The sequence below is a fragment of the Pseudoalteromonas piscicida genome, from assembly GCF_002744175.1.
Lineage (GTDB): Bacteria > Pseudomonadota > Gammaproteobacteria > Enterobacterales > Alteromonadaceae > Pseudoalteromonas > Pseudoalteromonas piscicida_B.
On the sequence record NZ_NKHF01000076.1, the window covers coordinates 54,046 to 71,970 of the forward strand.

At 41.3% G+C, this 17,925-nt stretch carries 15 protein-coding genes and 1 pseudogene; 6 read left to right on the forward strand and 10 right to left on the reverse strand.

Going from position 1 to position 17,925, the window contains the following annotated elements; translation table 11 throughout:
- Position 1: 1 nt before the first annotated feature.
- Both rtcA and CEX98_RS16330 read left to right on the forward strand, forming a co-directional pair.
- Positions 2-1,039, forward strand: a complete 1,038-nt coding sequence (rtcA, locus tag CEX98_RS16325; protein WP_099643093.1) for an RNA 3'-terminal phosphate cyclase — start codon at positions 2-4, stop codon at positions 1,037-1,039.
- Complete coding sequence (locus tag CEX98_RS16330; RefSeq protein ID WP_197707204.1) at positions 1,039-1,845, forward strand: nucleotidyltransferase domain-containing protein; 807 nt, start codon at positions 1,039-1,041, stop codon at positions 1,843-1,845. Before rtcA ends, CEX98_RS16330 begins: the two co-directional genes overlap by 1 nt.
- Before the next feature lie 216 nt (positions 1,846-2,061).
- On the opposite strand, the gene prfH is transcribed toward CEX98_RS16330, so the two are convergent.
- The 4 genes from prfH to CEX98_RS16355 all read right to left on the reverse strand — a co-directional run bounded on the left by prfH (position 2,062) and on the right by CEX98_RS16355 (position 5,085).
- Positions 2,062-2,706, reverse strand: coding sequence for a peptide chain release factor H (prfH, locus tag CEX98_RS16340; RefSeq protein WP_099643095.1), 645 nt, complete (start codon positions 2,704-2,706; stop codon positions 2,062-2,064).
- Positions 2,703-3,875, reverse strand: coding sequence for an RNA ligase RtcB family protein (locus CEX98_RS16345; RefSeq protein WP_099643096.1), 1,173 nt, complete (start codon positions 3,873-3,875; stop codon positions 2,703-2,705). The genes prfH and CEX98_RS16345 overlap by 4 nt, the downstream gene beginning before the upstream one ends.
- Before the next feature lie 392 nt (positions 3,876-4,267).
- Complete coding sequence (locus CEX98_RS16350) at positions 4,268-4,654, reverse strand: hypothetical protein (RefSeq protein ID WP_099643097.1); 387 nt, start codon at positions 4,652-4,654, stop codon at positions 4,268-4,270.
- Positions 4,655-4,848: 194 nt separating this feature from the next.
- Complete coding sequence (locus CEX98_RS16355) at positions 4,849-5,085, reverse strand: hypothetical protein (protein WP_099643098.1); 237 nt, start codon at positions 5,083-5,085, stop codon at positions 4,849-4,851.
- Positions 5,086-5,777: 692 nt separating this feature from the next.
- Here CEX98_RS16355 and CEX98_RS16360 point away from each other — a divergent pair.
- Both CEX98_RS16360 and CEX98_RS16365 read left to right on the forward strand, forming a co-directional pair.
- A pseudogene (locus tag CEX98_RS16360) lies at positions 5,778-6,134 on the forward strand (IS30 family transposase); the annotation flags it as partial.
- 248 nt (positions 6,135-6,382) lie between these two features.
- Complete coding sequence (locus CEX98_RS16365) at positions 6,383-6,568, forward strand: hypothetical protein (protein ID WP_099643099.1); 186 nt, start codon at positions 6,383-6,385, stop codon at positions 6,566-6,568.
- A 390-nt stretch (positions 6,569-6,958) separates the two neighbouring features.
- Here CEX98_RS16365 and CEX98_RS16370 read toward each other — a convergent pair whose 3' ends face one another.
- The 4 genes from CEX98_RS16370 to CEX98_RS16385 all read right to left on the reverse strand — a co-directional run bounded on the left by CEX98_RS16370 (position 6,959) and on the right by CEX98_RS16385 (position 12,065).
- The gene (locus CEX98_RS16370) at positions 6,959-9,367 is read right to left on the reverse strand and encodes an ABC transporter permease (protein ID WP_099643100.1); all 2,409 of its coding nucleotides are present in this window, start codon (positions 9,365-9,367) and stop codon (positions 6,959-6,961) included.
- Positions 9,364-10,080 carry an ABC transporter ATP-binding protein gene (locus tag CEX98_RS16375; protein WP_099643101.1) on the reverse strand — a complete coding sequence of 239 codons (717 nt, stop codon included), beginning with the start codon at positions 10,078-10,080 and terminating at the stop codon, positions 9,364-9,366. The genes CEX98_RS16370 and CEX98_RS16375 overlap by 4 nt, the downstream gene beginning before the upstream one ends.
- A gap of 3 nt (positions 10,081-10,083) precedes the next feature.
- Positions 10,084-11,358: an efflux RND transporter periplasmic adaptor subunit gene (locus CEX98_RS16380; RefSeq protein ID WP_099643102.1), complete on the reverse strand. Its 1,275-nt coding sequence runs from the start codon at positions 11,356-11,358 to the stop codon at positions 10,084-10,086.
- 149 nt (positions 11,359-11,507) lie between these two features.
- Positions 11,508-12,065 (reverse strand): hypothetical protein, encoded by a 558-nt coding sequence (locus tag CEX98_RS16385; RefSeq protein WP_099643103.1) that lies wholly within the window; start codon positions 12,063-12,065, stop codon positions 11,508-11,510.
- Positions 12,066-12,191: 126 nt separating this feature from the next.
- Here CEX98_RS16385 and CEX98_RS16390 point away from each other — a divergent pair, with 126 nt between their 5' ends.
- Positions 12,192-13,073: a LysR substrate-binding domain-containing protein gene (locus CEX98_RS16390; protein ID WP_099643104.1), complete on the forward strand. Its 882-nt coding sequence runs from the start codon at positions 12,192-12,194 to the stop codon at positions 13,071-13,073.
- A 23-nt stretch (positions 13,074-13,096) separates the two neighbouring features.
- Here CEX98_RS16390 and CEX98_RS16395 read toward each other — a convergent pair whose 3' ends face one another.
- On the reverse strand, positions 13,097-14,884 hold the full coding sequence (locus tag CEX98_RS16395; protein ID WP_431520165.1) for a M3 family metallopeptidase: 1,788 nt from the start codon (positions 14,882-14,884) through the stop codon (positions 13,097-13,099).
- 214 nt (positions 14,885-15,098) lie between these two features.
- Positions 15,099-16,187 (reverse strand): branched-chain amino acid aminotransferase, encoded by a 1,089-nt coding sequence (locus CEX98_RS16400; RefSeq protein ID WP_099643106.1) that lies wholly within the window; start codon positions 16,185-16,187, stop codon positions 15,099-15,101.
- A gap of 660 nt (positions 16,188-16,847) precedes the next feature.
- Between CEX98_RS16400 and CEX98_RS16405 the strand changes: the two genes are divergently transcribed.
- Positions 16,848-17,894: an isocitrate/isopropylmalate dehydrogenase family protein gene (locus tag CEX98_RS16405; RefSeq protein WP_099643107.1), complete on the forward strand. Its 1,047-nt coding sequence runs from the start codon at positions 16,848-16,850 to the stop codon at positions 17,892-17,894.
- The last annotated feature ends 31 nt before the right edge of the window (positions 17,895-17,925 follow it).

Consider the following 17,925-nt stretch of genomic DNA (forward strand, 5'->3'; position numbering starts at 1 on the left):
CATGTCATATTTAGTTATAGATGGCGCACAAGGAGAAGGAGGCGGACAAGTATTACGCACCTCCTTAACCCTATCGATTTTAACCGGTCAGCCAATAGAGCTGATCAACATTAGAGCCAACCGTAATAAGCCCGGCTTACTACGCCAACACCTTACTTGTGTACTGGCCGCACAACAGATCTGTGATGCAAAAATAGAAGGGGCAGCGCTTGGCTCTGCTCGCATTCGCTTCACACCCGGTAAAATTAAAGCTGGGAACTATCACTTTGCTATAGGTACGGCTGGTAGCACTGTATTGGTTTGCCAAACCATTTTACCCGTATTGGCAATGGCTTCTGAGCAGTCTCAAATCACCTTTGAAGGCGGGACGCACAACGGCATGTCTCCTTCTTTATGCTTTTTAACGCGCTCTTATTTACCAATCTTAAAAAAGATGGGTATTGATTGCCAAATTGAGACTGAAAAGCTTGGGTTTTATCCAGCCGGTGGAGGAAAATGGACATTGACGATACACCCAACCAAGGCACTCAACGCGCTTCCAGAGCTCTCGGCGAGTAACAGCCAGATTACCGCTGAACAATGTGCAATCACTGCTTTAGTCAGTAAGTTACCTGAACATATTGGCGAGCGAGAAGTGACTAAAGCAAAAAAGGAGCTCAATTGGTTTGGCGCAAAAACCACCGTCGCAAGCGCAGTCACACCGGGACCGGGCAACTCGCTACAGCTGATGATCGACCACGGCTCGCACACGAGTTTGTTTGAGCAGCAAGGCGAATATGGCGTGTCAGCCGAACGCGTTGCCAAACGTTGCGCAGCCGAAGTGAAGCAATTTTTAAAATCAGAAGCCGCGGTGGAAGAACACTTAGCAGATCAGTTATTGCTACCTATGGCTATAGCGCACAGCGGCCAGTTCACCACCACTAAACCAAGCTTGCACACACTAACCAACATAACCGTCATTGAGCTATTTATGGACGTTAAATTTGCAGTAACTCAGCGCACAGAAACACAATGGGATATTCGCGTGGTAGGAAATTAATGATGACAAATAACAGTGAGCTAGAACCAATAGCAGCCGATATCAAAGCAGAAATACTTAAACGGATCCGTGCCGCAGAACAAGAGCATGGTGTAAAGGTATTGTATGCCGTTGAATCAGGCAGCCGCGCCTGGGGTTTTGCCAGCCCAAATAGTGATTACGACGTGCGGTTTATTTATGCGCATCCAAAAGAGTGGTATCTCACCCTTGATGTCGAAGAAAAACGTGATGTCATTGAATACCCTATTGTTGATGAGATTGATATTAATGGCTGGGATGTAAGAAAGGCATTAAAGCTTTTTAGAAAGTCAAACCCTGCTTTTATTGAGTGGTTACAATCACCTATCGTTTATGTTGATGATGGCGTATTCTCGGCAAAAGCAAAACAGTTAATGCCTCAAATTATGTCTCCAAATAGCGGTATTTATCACTATTTACATATGGCGCAAGGTAACTATCGCGAATACTTAAAGAGAGAAACCGTACCGCTAAAAAAGTACTTTTATGTTCTTAGGCCTTTGTTAGCCATTATGTGGCTAGAAAAATATGCCACACCAGCACCTATAGAATTTGAGACATTACGCCAACTAATTGCAGATAATACGGCGCTAAACGATGCAATTGCGGACCTACTTGAACGGAAAAAAGTAAGCTTAGAGAAACAAATCATTCCAGCTGTGCCTGTAATAAGCCAATTTATCGAGTCTGAACTCGACCGCCTTGCAGATTACCGAGCTAAAGAGAAACAAATGAAAACCGATTACCGCGAGCTTAATGCACTATTTAAAAGCACCATTAGCTCATAGCTGCTCAGGCTGTCAGGCATGGAGTTCAAGCTTTACCCACGCTGCCAGCCTTTTAATAGCGACAAAACGACTTATTGTGTTCTCAATTGCTTGTTCCCGATGGAATTACATTGCTCTATCCTCTTCCCTACAATCTTATTAATACCCGGACGATTTTTCCAGATACGCTCAGCGGTTGGACTGCGCCATTGGTTGCGACTACAGATGAATAACACATTAGTTGTCATGCAGAGCTCCTATATTAAATGGCACCGTTGGGCTGAACTGGTTTCCTTTAAAAGTATTTTTAGGATTACCGCGTTGTAGCGCCTGGTGCTGCTGCCACCTTGCTTTATCACGAGCCATTTCCTCAGCATCTGCCTGCGCAGCCAATTTCTGTAGCAATAACGCCTTTGCAACGCGTTTGTTTGCATGCTGACTGCGCTCACTCTCCACTCGCACACTCAACCCTGATGCAATATGCGTCGCTCGTACCGCTGAGTCTGTGGTATTCACATGCTGCCCACCAGCGCCTGACGCGCGACAAGTTTGATAGCGAATATCGGATGCCATTGCGACTTCATCTATCTCGGCCATGCTGCCGCTAAAGAACCAATTTTTCCGTCTATGTTTGGCACGAAATGGGCTCTGGCACACCCACAACTGCGGACCATGCCAATACTCGGCAAGCGCTTTTGCATCACTCGAAAGCTGTAGCAATACGGATTTCATGCAGCCTTTGTGTTCATGCATTTCTTGCGCTAGCACGGTAAACTCTGCACCTATTGCTTTAGCTTGTTGATCGACTAAGTTGAGCGCCAATGCAACGGCTTTCCCGCACTCTGCGGGGCCTTGACCGGCTGAAAGTTGCAACAAGATCATGATGAACAGCTCCCGTTGGTTTTAAATGTCAGTACCGGACGCAATATGGCGATCACTTCTATCAATCCAGCGTCAACCAAATCACTGACAATGGTTTCACACTTTTTATAGGCCTGCGGCGCTTCATCGTACAGCAACTCCTTATTGCCACAGATCACACGACTCCCCAATGCTGTGCGATAAAGATCTTCACGTTTATATTTGTGACTCAAGCGGCTTTGGCAGTCACCTCGCTTCCACTTTCGACCAGCACCATGAGCCAAAGAATATAAACTGGCCGTTAACGCAGGCGCATTGTTTATAGGCTGAACCAAATAGCTATAGTCTCCTCGTGAACCGGGGATCACGACTGCACCTTTGTCACTTGGGGTCGCACCTTTACGATGCAGCCAACCAGCGCGGCCATCTATAACTTTTGGGCACACAAGATTGTGATTAACATCTAGCGTACATTCGCCATCGCTACGAATGGCTGAGAGAAATCTTTTTGCAATCAAAAAGCGGTTTAATTCAGCCCAACGCACCGCTTCATCATGACGTGCCAAATAGCGTGAACTTTCACTCTCTTGAGCCGCTTCAGCCAGCAAGCCATCATGATTAAAACGCGCAATATGGTCGACTAAAATGGCTTGCCCAAGCCCACGCGAGCCCGAATGTACCAGCAGCTGTAAATACTTTTTGTCAAGACCAAGCGCAGTAAACGCGGTTTCATTATAAACACGTTCCACCGCTTGAAACTCGGCAAAGTGATTACCGCCGCCAATCGTACCCAGTGCACTTTCAAATAATCCAGCTGAAATATCACGATGTGTCATTTCAGCTTGAACAGTCTCTTGCCAACTGGCATCGAGCGGCTGCTCTATATCTTCTAGCCGTTTAGCAAACTTATCGACATTAACTTTGGCAACCTTTGTGGTGGTTTGCCACAGTGCCATGCCACAGCCAATATCGTTTCCGACTAATGCAGGATACAGTCGGCCTATGCTAAAAAATGCCGCGCCGATTGGATAGCCACGCCCTGGGTGCAAGTCAGGCATACCTGCAACGCGATGCATACTGGCTAGTTCAGCGGTTTTTGTAAGTTGTTGGATCGCAGCGCCTTCAATCCAAGTGTCTTGAGATGCAAATAGACACACGCGATCAGAAATGTGTTGGACGGATCTGCCCATAGTTACCAATACCTTTCAATGAGGTTTAAAAATAATTGTGTATTGGCAGGTCTAGAATGGCTTAGTTATAGCAGTCAAATGTTAGGTTACATAGGTAACATAAAATCGCTAAATACAGCTTTCGCAAGCTAGGAAATATTTATTCGCGCTCGCGAATTACAGAGAAAGACCTGCAAAGGATAAAGTTGTATTTGTCATGTTTTTTCTCCTCTACAGTGAATGGATGGTTAGAATCGCGGCAAGTGTAAACAGTTTTGGAACGCAATGCAATTTCTGCTGTCGTAATTCTGAAGGTGGGTTTATCGAGTTAACATGAAGCCAGTTGGTAAGGATAATATAAATCACTAAAGTAATGGAAAGTGTGCTCACTTCCCATTACAGCATATCAATAATTAAAATCGTAAGATTTTTTTAACGTGACAAACTTGAGGCAGTACATTTTTCTGCACTTCAAACTGCACTCTATCACCTGCAGAGACAGTTGCAGCCATGTTTGTTACCTTTTCCAGAATGTTAGGTTTGCTGTAAGTCACAGCACCATTCATTGTACAGCGAAATTTGCGTCCATTTGAGTCTTCGGCGTTAATCGACACATGGTTTTCACTCACATTCATAGAGAAAGTGCCAGCTTGGCTGTGGTTTAACACAACATCAGCTGTTTGAATAACAACACTGCCATAATCTACTTCAGTAATGGTTACCTCAGCTGCAGAAGCAGCACCCGCAGATAAACCGAAAGCCAATACCGTAGCGCCCAAAACTTTGTTTAATACTTTCATTGTATATTATTCCTTTATACATTTATTTTTTTAGAAAAGCTCTTAAAATCAAGAGCATCTAAAATCTACCATACAAAAATAAAAAACAAAACAAACAAACGCAATTATTTTTTAACATTGAAAACCAATGTTAAACTTAGATTTCAATACGTTTAACACAGTACGTTTTATAGATGGCTATTTAGCTGACATAGTCACCTATAAAACGTCTCTTCAAAGCGAGCAGCAATAACACGCTCTCTTAAATACAGTTGTAACTGCTTAACGGTTTTTACACTTTGGCATTTTTCAAGTAACGCTTCTGCCTCACTTTCTAGCTCGGCGCGGTACTGGTTTAAGCCTTGTTCTCGTGAGGATTTGTTACCGCCACCAAACTGCTGCCAAATCATCCTTTTGAGATATTGACCATGCTTGAGCTCTTGAAACTTCAAACTTAAGTGCCTGTAAATATTAATGAAAAAATTGAAAGTGGTATTAGCAGTCTACCTACAATACAACGAAAAAAACAGTGCAGTTAAGCCGTTCTTTTTGTACTTTTTACGCTTACTCTAAAAACCCACAAAGTAATAATTAAGTGGCAATTGGATATACAACCTCTTTTTATGACACCCCTTTGAAATGACGGTGCTAAATACAGGAAGTCCCTAGCAATAGAAAAGGCTCAACAGAACATAATGTTGCTTAAGGGCTCTCGGTAATCAAACTAGTACATTACCTTTACAACTCGATAAGTTCGTCAACTCATAGTAGTAAGTGCACTGTTTCGTGGAAATGCCCGAATTGGCTTCCCACCAGCGACCTCTCTATTTAACTTGAGGTTTGAATAAAAAACGAGCTAATTCATTACTTTTAAAATCACATTAAATTATTTCCTTATCTAGCCAGAGAGTTTTGGGGATAACTTCGCTCTCGCGCCCTGCTACCGCCCTGGTGCCTACATCCTTGTCCAGGGCGAATTTACGGATTCAACGCAGTTAGCGCTAATGCTGGATGATAGAAAGGCATTAATTGTCAGAACCTTAGATTATTTAGCTCTATTTCGAGTTTAAATCTTTTATCATTCTGATAAATACAAACCTACTCTGTAAGTGGATGCTTTTCCGATTCACTATTCCGAATAACAGATAAATTGAGTGGCGGCAAACTTTACAAACATCTGCGACAAGGGCACAGATGTTATTGTAAAGACTGCCGAAGCAAACGTGTCGTCATCCCAAATCGAGTTAGCATTGAGCATAGGCCTGCGATTGTTGACACTAAAACACGGTTTGGTGATTGGGAAGTGGATACAGTACTTGGCAAACATGGTATGGGTGCAATCGTTAGTTTAGTCGAACGTACAAGTAAGTTTTACCTGATAGCAAAAAGTGCAGCGCAAGTGAGCAGAGCGATGATAGGCACGTAATGGCGCTATCGACGCCATGTTCATACGATAACCACAGACAACGGGAGTGAGTTTTGCGAGCATGAATATGTCTCGGGTTTAGGCGACCTGCGGTGATATTCGCAAAGCAGCCTAATTTAGCGAGTATTGCAAGTGCACTTTGGACTTGAATTCGCGGTGATTTATGTAAACTTATTTTAAATAATAAGATATAATCAATAATAACATGCAACCAGTGTATCACTTGTGTTATTTTTATTAGTGCAAAACTTACAAGGTTTTGTTCTGGCTTAATCATGTCGTTTACTTCAGTTTTATAAAAAAAAAGTAGTATGGAAAATAGTATGAAAAATAGTATAGAAAGGAGCGAAGAAAGTGGTATTACTCGGAGGGAAGATTTAGATGTGGGGCTAATTAGAGCCATATTTATGCAAGCCTACTTAGCTGGTCGAGAAGATGGGCTAAATGGCATTTTTATTGAGTGTAATTTTGCTTTTGAAAATTTCTTAGAACAACAATATCTTCAATAATTAAATCGCAAAGTAAAACAACACCCGTGCCAATGGTTTGATACCATTCGACTAAAGGCCGTTCAATATTCTGTGTCAGCCAATTTAGATCACATCCAGGGCGCTATCAAGGCGCCCGTTTCTAGCAGCAGAAACGATATTCGTACGGCCCTCTTGTTCAAATCTAGATCACTTAGCTAATTCAGCGACTATTTCGGCATAACCCTTGGTATCATAAGTGTCATCAGCTTTTACTGAGCAGCTTATCCAAAGGTTGAATTTGACCTGACAGACACCTTATGAAAAATCGGCCACTGTCAGATCAAGTCTGGATGACTACAGCATATCGGCGAGTTCCCTAGTCAGACTACCACAAAAAGCAGCCGCCTGCTGACGTCTTGGGATACTAGCTTACATATCACGCAGTGCTTTTATTGGATCATTTCTTAGAATTCCTCGCATCGGCAGCAAGCATGCGGTCATAGATATCAACGCAGAAAAAGCAATTACTATAGCACAGTAACCAAGGTTGATACTGAGCCATTCTGTCAAACTGTGTTTAAATATCAGTAACAATAGAAAGACCACTATACTGCTTACAACTATGCCTAACGTTACTGGCAACATTGACTCTTTTCTCACCAGAGCATACAACTGACGGCGTTTAGCCCCAAGCGACACTCGAATACCGAATTCAAAGCGACGCAGGTTAGAGTTGTAGTTTAGCACTCCAAAAATACCAATACTGGCTAAGAGTAGTGTAACCAGCGCAACCCCACTACTAAGGTAAACTAAGATGGTTTGCTGATATACCGACTCCATTTGCAATTTCTCTAAATCGTTGTACTCCCACAAGATTAAGCTGCTATTGACGCGTTTAATGGTCTCTAGTAGTTCTAATCGATTTAGCGTCACATCATCACGCATTTTCACCTTTAAGATAATGTCTTCAGGAACTTGTGGCCACCAGATCCTCACCCCTTTTGCATAGTTGTAGTATTTCAACTTAGCATCAAAAACATCATTGGTGATTCCAATGATCTCATATACGTCACTGTTAAGCCCTTGATAAGACTTACCAATTACATCAGCATCTGGATCGATAAGCGATGCAGCACTTTGAGTAACAAGGATTTCTTTTGCTTCACCGCGATACGCCGCTTCACTGAAATAACGCCCTTTAATTAAGTTAATACCAAACAGCTCAAGATAGTCCTCACCTATCCAACTAGAACGAAGGTATCCAAAACTATTGTTATCCATGTCAGCGAGTGAGTAGGCGCGAAAGCGAGTGCCAATGGGTCCAAGGCCACTTGCAACCATAGTAACCCCATTAATCCGGCGAACTTCATCAATCACTTGTGCTTGTATTGACATGATTTCTTCAGAGTTAAGGCTCTTGTTGGTTGTTGCAATATGAACATTGTATACGTCACTGATGTCTGCTCCTACGTCTCGAGTTTTGTGCATTAGTGCCTTGTTGAATACCATTGACGAGATCAGTAGTAGTCCTGTCGCTAGAAAAACTTGCGCACCAACAAGCAATTTAATCGAGGAAGAAGAAACTTGTATTGAGGTACCTTTACCACTGCCCTGAATATACTCTTTAAGGTTGTGATAATTGATTCTCCTTAGCGTAATAAATGAGAATAACAACGACAATAATAGACTAAGAAAGAACGTAGATAATACGACTACAGGCTCTAGCCGAATGGCCTCAACGAGAGGAATATAACCGGTAGCCAGTGAAATAAATCCATCAAGTCCTAATAGCGCGAGTATCAAACTTATGAGCCAGGCTCCAAAACATATGATACTAATTTCACTAAATAAAGCTAAAAACAAGTTTTTCTGCCTAGCCCCAAGAATAGCTTTAATGACAAGTTTCTTGCGATTTGCTAATGCTCGCGAGAAAAACAAGTTTGAAAGATTCACAACTGCAATGAGAAGTAAGCTCACCGCACCGAAAACAAGTAGCAGGCTGAGCTTATCATTGTTGTCTACCTCAGCATCGCGAAATAAACTGATATGAGGATTGATTTCCTCTATCTCAGCACTTGACCACTGATCTCTAATTGACTCAATGATATTCTCTAACTCTGTGGTAATTTGCCTATCTGTCACTCCTGGTTTTGGCCTACCTACGGATTTAAGTTGAGCAAATGTTTTCTCCCATTGCGCACTCATTTGATCACCTGCATCGAACGGCAACCACAAGTCACTATCTTTTCCACCAAATAAATAAGGCTCTAAATAGTCATGACCTACAACACCAATTATTCGATACTGTTGTTCACTGAGTTGAATACTTTGCCCGATAACATCAGCACGTGACGCAAAGTGAGTCTTCCAGATGTCCTCACTTATCAACAATGCCTTTGCTTTTTGATCAATGTCCTCAGCAGTATTAAACCCTCTACCTTCAATGATGGGCACATTAAACATTGAAAAGTAATCAGGTGTTACATATGAAACATTTAAGCGAGGCTCCCCCTTCAAACTAGTACCAATTTCATACCCAGTGTGAATGAGAGCATGTTTTTCAAACACGTGTTGCTCTTTGTACCATTTTACCTGACCCTGTACTGACTGAAATCGAACATCACTCGATCCCTCAATGGTGATATCCTGCTGTAATAGTTTTAGCTGGTTTGCATGGGGATAAGGTAAGTCGTTGACAAGGAAAGTACTCCCTATACTTGAAGTGATTAATACAGCCCCTAAGGTCAAAGCAAGCGTCAGTACAGTGGTTATTAAAAATTCAGGGGCTCGCTTTAAACTCAACAGTGCATATTTATATTCCATTATCCAAGGTTTCATATCGCCTCCTTCAAACGCACCATGTTTTGAAGGTAACCATCTAATAGTTCACACCTTTGTGACGCAAACCCAGCATATCTGGGATCGTGAGTTACCATGCATAAGGTCGTGCCATTTTGGTTTAACTCTGCAAGCATATTCATGACAACGTCACCATTTTTGCTATCCAAGTTTCCTGTAGGCTCATCGACCAAAATAACACTTGGATCGCCGACTAAGGCTCTAGCAATCGCGATACGCTGCTGTTGCCCGCCTGATAGTTGATTGGGTTTGTGATTAATTCGGTGGTCCATTTCCACCTGAGACAAACACTTTATCACTTTTTGCTTTATTTCATCAGCTGGCATGCTGGGTAATCGATAGGTCAGAGGCAACGCAACATTGTCAAAAACTGACATTTCATCAATTAGATTAAATGACTGAAAAACAAACCCTATATGTAAATTTCTTAAATCAGCTTGTTGGTCTACATCTAATGTTGAGGTGTCCACACCCTCAATTAAGTACTTACCACTTGTAGGCGTATCCAAAAGGCCTAAAATGGATAGCAGTGTAGACTTGCCACAACCAGATGGACCGGAAATAGACATGAAGTCACCATAGTCAATGTCCAGGTTAACCCCTTTAAGCGCCTGTGTTTCTACACCGTCAGCGTGATATACTTTCACAATATCCCGCAGTGAAATAACTGTTTTTTTGTTTGAGTCGGTCATTCTCTATCTCCCATCCCAAGATTTATTGAACTTCAAATTAGATTGTTCTGTTAGCTCACTGACGTCTGAAACCACGAAACGGTCACCACGTTGAGCCCCATTTTTTACTTCGATAAGTCTTCCTGCAACCCTGCCAAACTCGACGGTACTTTTTATCGCTCCAGTACCATCTTCATTTAATTTAAAGAGTTGTGCTGTAGAGTGCTCGTTGATATTTGCCGGCTGTGGCAAATAGATAGCATTTTCTAATGTTGCCACGTTTACTTTACCTTCAATCGACAATTCAGGTTTGGCGTTATCTGGCAGCTCAGAGACAAGATCTATTTCAACAAGTATCCGACCATCAACGACAATTGGCTCTATACGGCTTACATAACCTCTCGCTTCTCCACCAAAAGTATCAATTACCGCTTCAGCACCTATTTTCACTTCAGAAGCGCTGCGCTGTGGTATTCTTAATTCAGCAATAAGGGAATCGGTACTTCCTACCATCGCCAGTTGACCACCGCTTTGGGTACTTTGACCCAGCTTTACTGACAGCTCCTGTAACACCCCATCAACTCCCGCACGAACATTTAGCCTATCCGCAATTCGTTGTTGAGCAGCGAAATTCGCTTCCATTTGCTCCAACAAAGCACTTTGAGCAGTTTGCGACTCTTCAAACATACGCTTTAATTTAGCTAAAAACTGCGTATTCACTTCGATTTGTTTTTTTAATTGACGGATGCTCAGCTTAGTTTGATGATAATCAATTTCTGAGATCACCCCAGTCTTAACAAGGTCTCTCTCAGCAAGCTCACGAGCCTCAAGCTTTTCTAGCTCAGTTTTCACCTTGAATAGATCCAACTCTAAGTTAAGATATTCTCTTTGCTGGGTTATTTGTTTCTCTTGCAACTCAGCTTTAAATCTATCTAATTCAAGTTTTTCTTTTGCAACCAGCTTCTCCATTTCAGGATTAGCCAATCTTAACAACACGTCATCTTTAGTGACTTTAGAGCCAGGACGGTGAAAAACTTCCTCTACCGTTGCATTGGTTGGACTGGTTAGAAACTGCTGATGCTTAGAGCGGAGCTTGCCAAAACCATGCACCTCAATAACGAGTTCACCTTGTTCTACAGGTGCTACCCACAAGTTTTCAGGTGATATTTCTTTCTGAGTTGATGAAAAGCCAACCCCTCCCCACAAAGCCAATAATGAAACGGCACAAATAATTGCAATGTACTTAGTCTTATTGGGTTTGTTCTTTGCACCTTTGTCAATTGTTGATTTAATATCCATGCTCTCTTTTTACCTTAAATCTAGATTACCTTTACAACTCGATAAGTTCGTCAACTCAGAGTGAGTGCACAATTGCCCGGAAATGCCCAAATTGGCTTTCCCACAAGCTATCTCTCTATTTAGCTCCCTGTTTCGAATTTAATTTTTTATCAATCTGATAAATGCAAAATCTGCTCTGTGAGTGGATGCTTTTCCGATTCACTATCCCAGGTAACAGATAAAACACACCAACGCCGACCGTCATTCAGCAGCTGAAAAGAATTAACCCCTCTTGCATAGGGAGCCAATTCCGGAGAGCGCCTTGATTCATAAACACTCAATACATTGGCCATATGACCAAATTTGAATATTTTCTGTGATACCTCTCGTTCAAAAAAGCCTACATCTTTAAATAAGCGCTTATTTAAAGCAATAAACTGATCAACACTTCCTGGTTGTGTAATAACGTCATCTCCTTTATGAAAAACAGGTGTGATCATCGCTTCTGGAGAAAATAGCTGCTTTAGAAGATGCCAGTCTTTGATTTCTTCAGGACGCCCTGAAACAGTGTCATATAAAGCTGATATCAGAGTTTCAATTTGCGCTGCCTGTTTCGGGTTATCTACGCCACAAAAATAATTTGTTTCGGCATAAGCACTTGTCGCAATTGTGCAAGCCAATGTTGCAATAAATTGATATTTAAATGTCCTTTTCACGATGCTCTTCATATGCTTTTCCTCTGTATAATTGCGCTTTTTAGCGCATTACTAAAAACAGAGATAAAATTATCAGTTACATTTTGACCACACAATTGATATTCTTTGCCCATCAATGAATAAAATTCACAGTTAACTATGGCAACACCTGTTATGCCCCCCCTCAAACCCCTTTATATTTTTTCTGTTGCAGCTAAGCACTTAAACTTCTCCAAAGCTGCTGAAGAGTTATGCATTACACCAAGCGCTGTCAGCCACCAGATAAAAAGACTTGAAGACTGGCTTGGCTGTAAACTTTTTGAAAAGAGCGGAAAACATCTGGTCATGACGCAAAAAGCACAAAACTATGCACTTCAAATTCGTCAGTCTTTTGAGCAAATTCATAGTTCCACCTGTGAAATAACCTCATGTGAGTCCGGACATATTCAGCTAGGAATAACCAGCGCATTTGCCATGAAACGACTGATGCCAGCTCTGGAAAAGTGGCAGCTGTCAAACCCAGAAATCGACCTTAGGGTACGTATGCTTAACTGCGAAGATAAACCCGAAACGCTCGAACTTGACGCTGTCGTAGCTAACCAAATTCATCACGTTTCTTATGAAAGCCAGTTTATCTGTAATGAAAGTTACCACCCTATGTGCAGTCCATCTCTTGCTAAACAAGTTGCTAGTTTTCCCAACTTGGATGCTGACAACGATATTCCGCTTATTGATATTGAGGGCGTTAATATCTGGTCATTATGGCAACAAGATAAACATATCTCTTTCCCTGGCAACCAAAAGCATATTCTGTTCAGTCACACTCTACTGCTACTGCAGGCTGCACTCTATGGTCAAGGCATTGCGATGCTAGAAAAGGCTTTAGTCAAAAACGAGCTTGAGTCTGGCACGCTAATATGTCTTGACGATGACGGCTTTATTCCACCACAAACAGCATATTATTTTTCATGGCGCAAGAGCCGCCGAAACGACCCTGCACTTAAAAAACTTCAGTCATGGCTGGAAGAATTATTTGCATAAATAACTCTTCCAGCCATACACCTCTATTCGCCTAAATGAGCTTTAAATGATTCAAAACTATAATCTCTGCCCAAAAAGTCTTTAACTAGCTGATCTGCTGGTTTCCTTCCTCCAGGAGCGAGTACGCGGGAACGGTATTCCTGTGCCGTTTTCTTATTAATCATGCCTTCTTTCATAAAACGAGTAAACATATCAGCCGCAATCACTTTCGACCATGTATAAGTGTAATAAACAGCAGAATATCCCACTAAGTGCTCAAAACTTGCTTGCATATTGCCATTTTCAACATTAGGAAATGCGGAATAACCATTAAAGTAATTACGCTGCATGTTTTCCCAGTCGACTTCTTTTGGCTGCTTGTCATGAATACCCAAAGACATTGCTGAATATACCAATTGACGTCTGGTTAGAATACCGGTCAAAAAGTTTCTGGATTCGTTCAGCTTTTTCACTAATTCTCTGGGTATCACTTTGCCTTCTTCATTAATGGCAAACTTTTTCAATGAATCGTAATCCCAAACCCACTCTTCCAACATCTGTGAAGGTGCTTCAATGAAGTCTACTTCTGTGTTTACACCTGCCAAAGCAACCATTTCATGATTACCGCTAAATAGGTGGTGAATTAAATGTCCAAACTCGTGTAAAAATAAAACGACCTGATCATGTTCGAGATATGTTTTGGGGAAATTGGTGACCAAAGCAGCCTCTGGTAAGTAACGACCTTTGATACCGGTAGTGATAGGAAAGCTTGCGGCATGATTATATTTGTGTGGTCTGGGGTGACTATCTAAATGGAACTGGGCTATCAGTTTGTTGTCCTGAATAACTTGAAATGACTCAACATCCTCGTGCCAGACAGGCTGAGTCACAGCTTTAATTTGAATGTTGAACATATTTTCCATTAACGAAAATATACCTAGTTTCACTTTTTCATAGCCAAAGTACTGACGCACCTCTTTTGAGTCAATCTGATACTCTTCTTGCTTGATCTTCTCGGCTAAATACCTGTATTGCCAACGTTCGACTTGTTTCGCTTCTGGATCAATTTGTTGTAATCTCTTTAGGAGTCGAGCAATCTCTTTATCAGCTTTGGGCTTTGCCAATTCATTAATTCGGTCGATAAACAATTGTGCATTTTCTGCAGTTTTGATCATTTTATCTTTAGTTACATAATCAGCAAATGTATCAAAACCTAGTATCTGAGCCTTTTGGTGTCTTGCCTGTACGAGTTGTTTAATCACCTCTTGATTGTTTGGATAACCTCTATTTAAAAAGGCTTCCATCAATGCTTTACGATATTTATCACTGTTGCCATATAGCATGAAAGGTTGGTAGTCAGGGTAGTTAGTCGTTATTTCGATCCTACCGTTTTCATTTGGCTTGTGAGACTGGATATAATCATCTGGCAATCCAGACAACCCTTCTACAGAATCAATATATACAGTTTGAACCCCTTCACGAACATTCTTTAGATAAGCTCTACCCAGTTTGTTGATTTGCTCATTGATCTTTTTAAGCTCTTCCCTTTTTTGCGGAGGAAGACTGATACCATTGAGTCGATAGTCAGCTAGTTTCTTGTTTACAAAACGACTTTCATCCGGAGTTAACTCCAGCTTAGAAAGCGCCAGTAACAAATTATAGATGTCAACTGACAAATCTATTTCTGACTGTATGTTATTTAGCTCTCCGTTACATTTGTCAGCTACCTTACGAATCGCTTCATTAGGATGGTTGTAACTAAATAAGATGGCGTGATTCCATAATAGGTCAATATCGATCAATAAATTGTTCAGCTTACCAAGCAACTCCATTTTCTGTGATTGGTTGGCCTGCCTCTTTAAGTCACTCAACTGAACGCGAATATCACTGAGTGATGTTTCACACTGCCCAAGATACTTTTCACCAACTATTCTGGAGGACTTCAGAGTATTCACATCTTTGGCTGCATGCGCACTGGTAATGCAAATACATAATGAGGCCAGTAAGGCCCACTTAAATCTCATAATTATTCTCCTGTAGGTCTTTTTAGAATTTATTTTCCATATCAATGAAGTTAACTTCAGTGCACGAACCCTCAATTGGTGACTTCTTTAGGCCATGATGTATTTGCTGGAGGTACTCTTTAATTTTCAAGCTCACATCAAATTTAGAAATTACATAGCTACTGCCATCTTCATCTTTAATTTCAGAAATTGGCGTAATTGTCGCACCAGTCCCAGACGCGAAAACTTCTTCACACTCGCCTGATTTAATTTCGCCAAGCAGTTCATCTATGGCAATCGCTTCCTCAACGCATTCAATTCCTAAGTCTTGCGCCAGGCTTATAACTGCACTTCTCGTCACGCCAGGTAGTATCGTACCTAATAATGGAGGAGTAAATAACACACCTTTTCTTACAGCAAAAAAGTTCATTGCTGAAAACTCTTCTACATATTTCCCAGTGTCAGCATCTAACCACAAGGATAACCCGCAGCCTTTCTCTTTAGCTCGTTGCATTGAAGTGAATATCTGGCCATAATTGCCAGCCATTTTTATCATTCCAGTACCACCTTTAAAAGCTCGATATCGCTGCCTCTCAATCAACACTTTAAGAGGTTCGTTAAAATAGGCTTGTGAAGGGCTAGCTATGATATAAAACTCAAATTCATTATTGTTGGCAAGTCCTAACCCTGACGCACTCGAAAACATAAATGGCCTTATATATAAGGCATCTCCCAGTACAGTCGGTATAAAGTTTTTTGCCCGACTAACCAATGCTGTGACAGCTTTAGAGAAGACTTCTTCTGGTATAGTGGGCATACCGAGTTCAGAAGCCGACGAATTTAACCTTTGCCAGTGTTGACGCAAACAAAAGACGTTTGCACTTGATGAATGTAGATTGCTATAGGCTTTCAATCCTTCAAAAATTGTCTGTCCGTAGTGCATACCTTTACAAGAGGGTGAGATTTTGATGTCTTCATAAGGTCGTAACTCAGTAGTTTGCCACTCACCATTTCGATACCGTGTGATTGTCATTATTGGTAAGATGAGATCACCAAAGCCTACCTGCTCAGGTAATCTAGCATTAACAAGCGCTCGACGATCTTTCTCGTCAAGCTTTACAGTTAACTGCATAACAGCTTTCCTTAATAAATTGTCATATTCTCAAATGCAGTTACCTTTACTGCATTATCAATAAAAGAATCAGCCGCAAGCGACCGAGTTATAGAAGAGCCCAAATTGACTCCTGTTTTCTTCTTTTTTGTCCAACTCTTTGAGTTATCGTCTTCATTGCTGAATGACAAGGCTTCATAGATAGCCTGCGTCAATACTTAGGTATTCACACAAAATGAGGCATCAGCTAAAGAGCATGATGCGTATTTCTTTGAAGTTCCATGTACAAGGATAGCGTAGACAGAAATTGTCCCAGCCTACACAATCCAGCACGAGGGCAAGCCCCCCGAGATTTTCGCTACGCTCTGTTAAACAAAGGTCCAAGGTCCTTGTTTTAGGCAATTCAAAAATGAACTAACAAACGAGGCATGTGGATATTACCCAAAGTTATCTAATCATTTTTGTAAGAATCGTTAGCTTAATCTAGATTTGTTTCAAAAAAACGCGATAATAGTTTTACTAGAAACACCTACATTTTTAGTAATAGCTAAAAGCTCACAATTCAATCTGAATATTTGCATTGAGACACATCTGTGTTCTAACAGAATATTAACTTATATGTATTTGGAAGCACTATCATAGAGATCAAAAACATTTAAGTAAAGTACATAAGGACAAAACATGAAGCATAGAATAGCCGTTATTCCAGGTGATGGAATAGGCATAGAAGTCGTTGAGCAAGGTCTACGATTATTAGATAGTCTAAAGTTGGATATCAGCTATCAAAAGTTTAACTATGATGCTAACCGATGGCTTGAAGAAGGGGTAGGATTAACGGACTCTGAGTTGGAAAACTTAAAAGAAAACTTTGATGCTATTTACTTTGGAGCACTTGGCGATCCGAGAATTCCTGATAGTAATCATGCTAGACAAATTTTGCTTAAACTGCGATTTGACTTAGACCTATTTGCTAACGTTCGCCCTATCAAGCTTCTCAATCCAGATTTAACCCCTATCAAATTATCCAGTGGTCAAACGATTGATTGTGTGATCATACGGGAAAACACCGAAGATTTATATCGAGGTATTGGAGGCTCCTTTAAGGAAGGCACAGTTGACGAAATAGCCACAGACCAAAGAATTCATAGTTACAAGGGTGTAGAGCGTATCATCAGATATGCATTTGAGTTTGCTATAAAACATAACAGAAAGAAAGTTACCTTAGTCGATAAAGTTAACGTGTTAATCTATGGCGGCAGTCTATGGAACCGAGTCTTTGAAGAAGTTGCTGAGCAATACCCTGATATTGAAAGCGACTACATGCACATTGATGTTGCGGCAATGCGTATGGTAACTGATGTTCACCTATTCGATGTTATTGTTACAAGTAATATGTTTGGTGATATTCTCAGTGATATAGGAGCGGGTATTGTTGGAGGACTGGGGCTGCTATCAAGTGCCAATATAAACACCGAAACAATTGGTTTATATGAGCCCGTGCATGGTTCGGCACCGGATATCGCAGGAAAGAATCAAGCTAATCCAATGGCTGCATTCATCACCTTAAGTATGATGCTAGCCGATCTGGGCTATCCTCATGCTCAGCTCATTTCAGCAGCAGTAGAAGAGTGTATCCGAGATGGCTTAACTACAGTAGATTTAGGTGGCGACTTAACGACTCATGACATCACCGATATCATCATCGACAAAGTAACGAAACAGTTATAACAAAAATAGGGATGCTGACTGCTCAGCATCC

What these genes read in the sequence shown, in the direction of transcription:
- rtcA (WP_099643093.1), top strand. Translation starts at nt 2, where the DNA reads ATGTCATATTTAGTTATAGATGGCGCACAAGGAGAAGGAGGCGGACAA.
- CEX98_RS16330 (WP_197707204.1), top strand. Translation starts at nt 1,039, where the DNA reads ATGATGACAAATAACAGTGAGCTAGAACCAATAGCAGCCGATATCAAA.
- prfH (WP_099643095.1), bottom strand. Translation starts at nt 2,706, where the DNA reads ATGATCTTGTTGCAACTTTCAGCCGGTCAAGGCCCCGCAGAGTGCGGG.
- CEX98_RS16345 (WP_099643096.1), bottom strand. Translation starts at nt 3,875, where the DNA reads ATGGGCAGATCCGTCCAACACATTTCTGATCGCGTGTGTCTATTTGCA.
- CEX98_RS16350 (WP_099643097.1), bottom strand. Translation starts at nt 4,654, where the DNA reads ATGAAAGTATTAAACAAAGTTTTGGGCGCTACGGTATTGGCTTTCGGT.
- CEX98_RS16365 (WP_099643099.1), top strand. Translation starts at nt 6,383, where the DNA reads ATGAAAAATAGTATAGAAAGGAGCGAAGAAAGTGGTATTACTCGGAGG.
- CEX98_RS16370 (WP_099643100.1), bottom strand. Translation starts at nt 9,367, where the DNA reads ATGAAACCTTGGATAATGGAATATAAATATGCACTGTTGAGTTTAAAG.
- CEX98_RS16375 (WP_099643101.1), bottom strand. Translation starts at nt 10,080, where the DNA reads ATGACCGACTCAAACAAAAAAACAGTTATTTCACTGCGGGATATTGTG.
- CEX98_RS16380 (WP_099643102.1), bottom strand. Translation starts at nt 11,358, where the DNA reads ATGGATATTAAATCAACAATTGACAAAGGTGCAAAGAACAAACCCAAT.
- CEX98_RS16385 (WP_099643103.1), bottom strand. Translation starts at nt 12,065, where the DNA reads ATGAAGAGCATCGTGAAAAGGACATTTAAATATCAATTTATTGCAACA.
- CEX98_RS16390 (WP_099643104.1), top strand. Translation starts at nt 12,192, where the DNA reads ATGGCAACACCTGTTATGCCCCCCCTCAAACCCCTTTATATTTTTTCT.
- CEX98_RS16395 (WP_431520165.1), bottom strand. Translation starts at nt 14,884, where the DNA reads ATGGAGTTGCTTGGTAAGCTGAACAATTTATTGATCGATATTGACCTA.
- CEX98_RS16400 (WP_099643106.1), bottom strand. Translation starts at nt 16,187, where the DNA reads ATGCAGTTAACTGTAAAGCTTGACGAGAAAGATCGTCGAGCGCTTGTT.
- CEX98_RS16405 (WP_099643107.1), top strand. Translation starts at nt 16,848, where the DNA reads ATGAAGCATAGAATAGCCGTTATTCCAGGTGATGGAATAGGCATAGAA.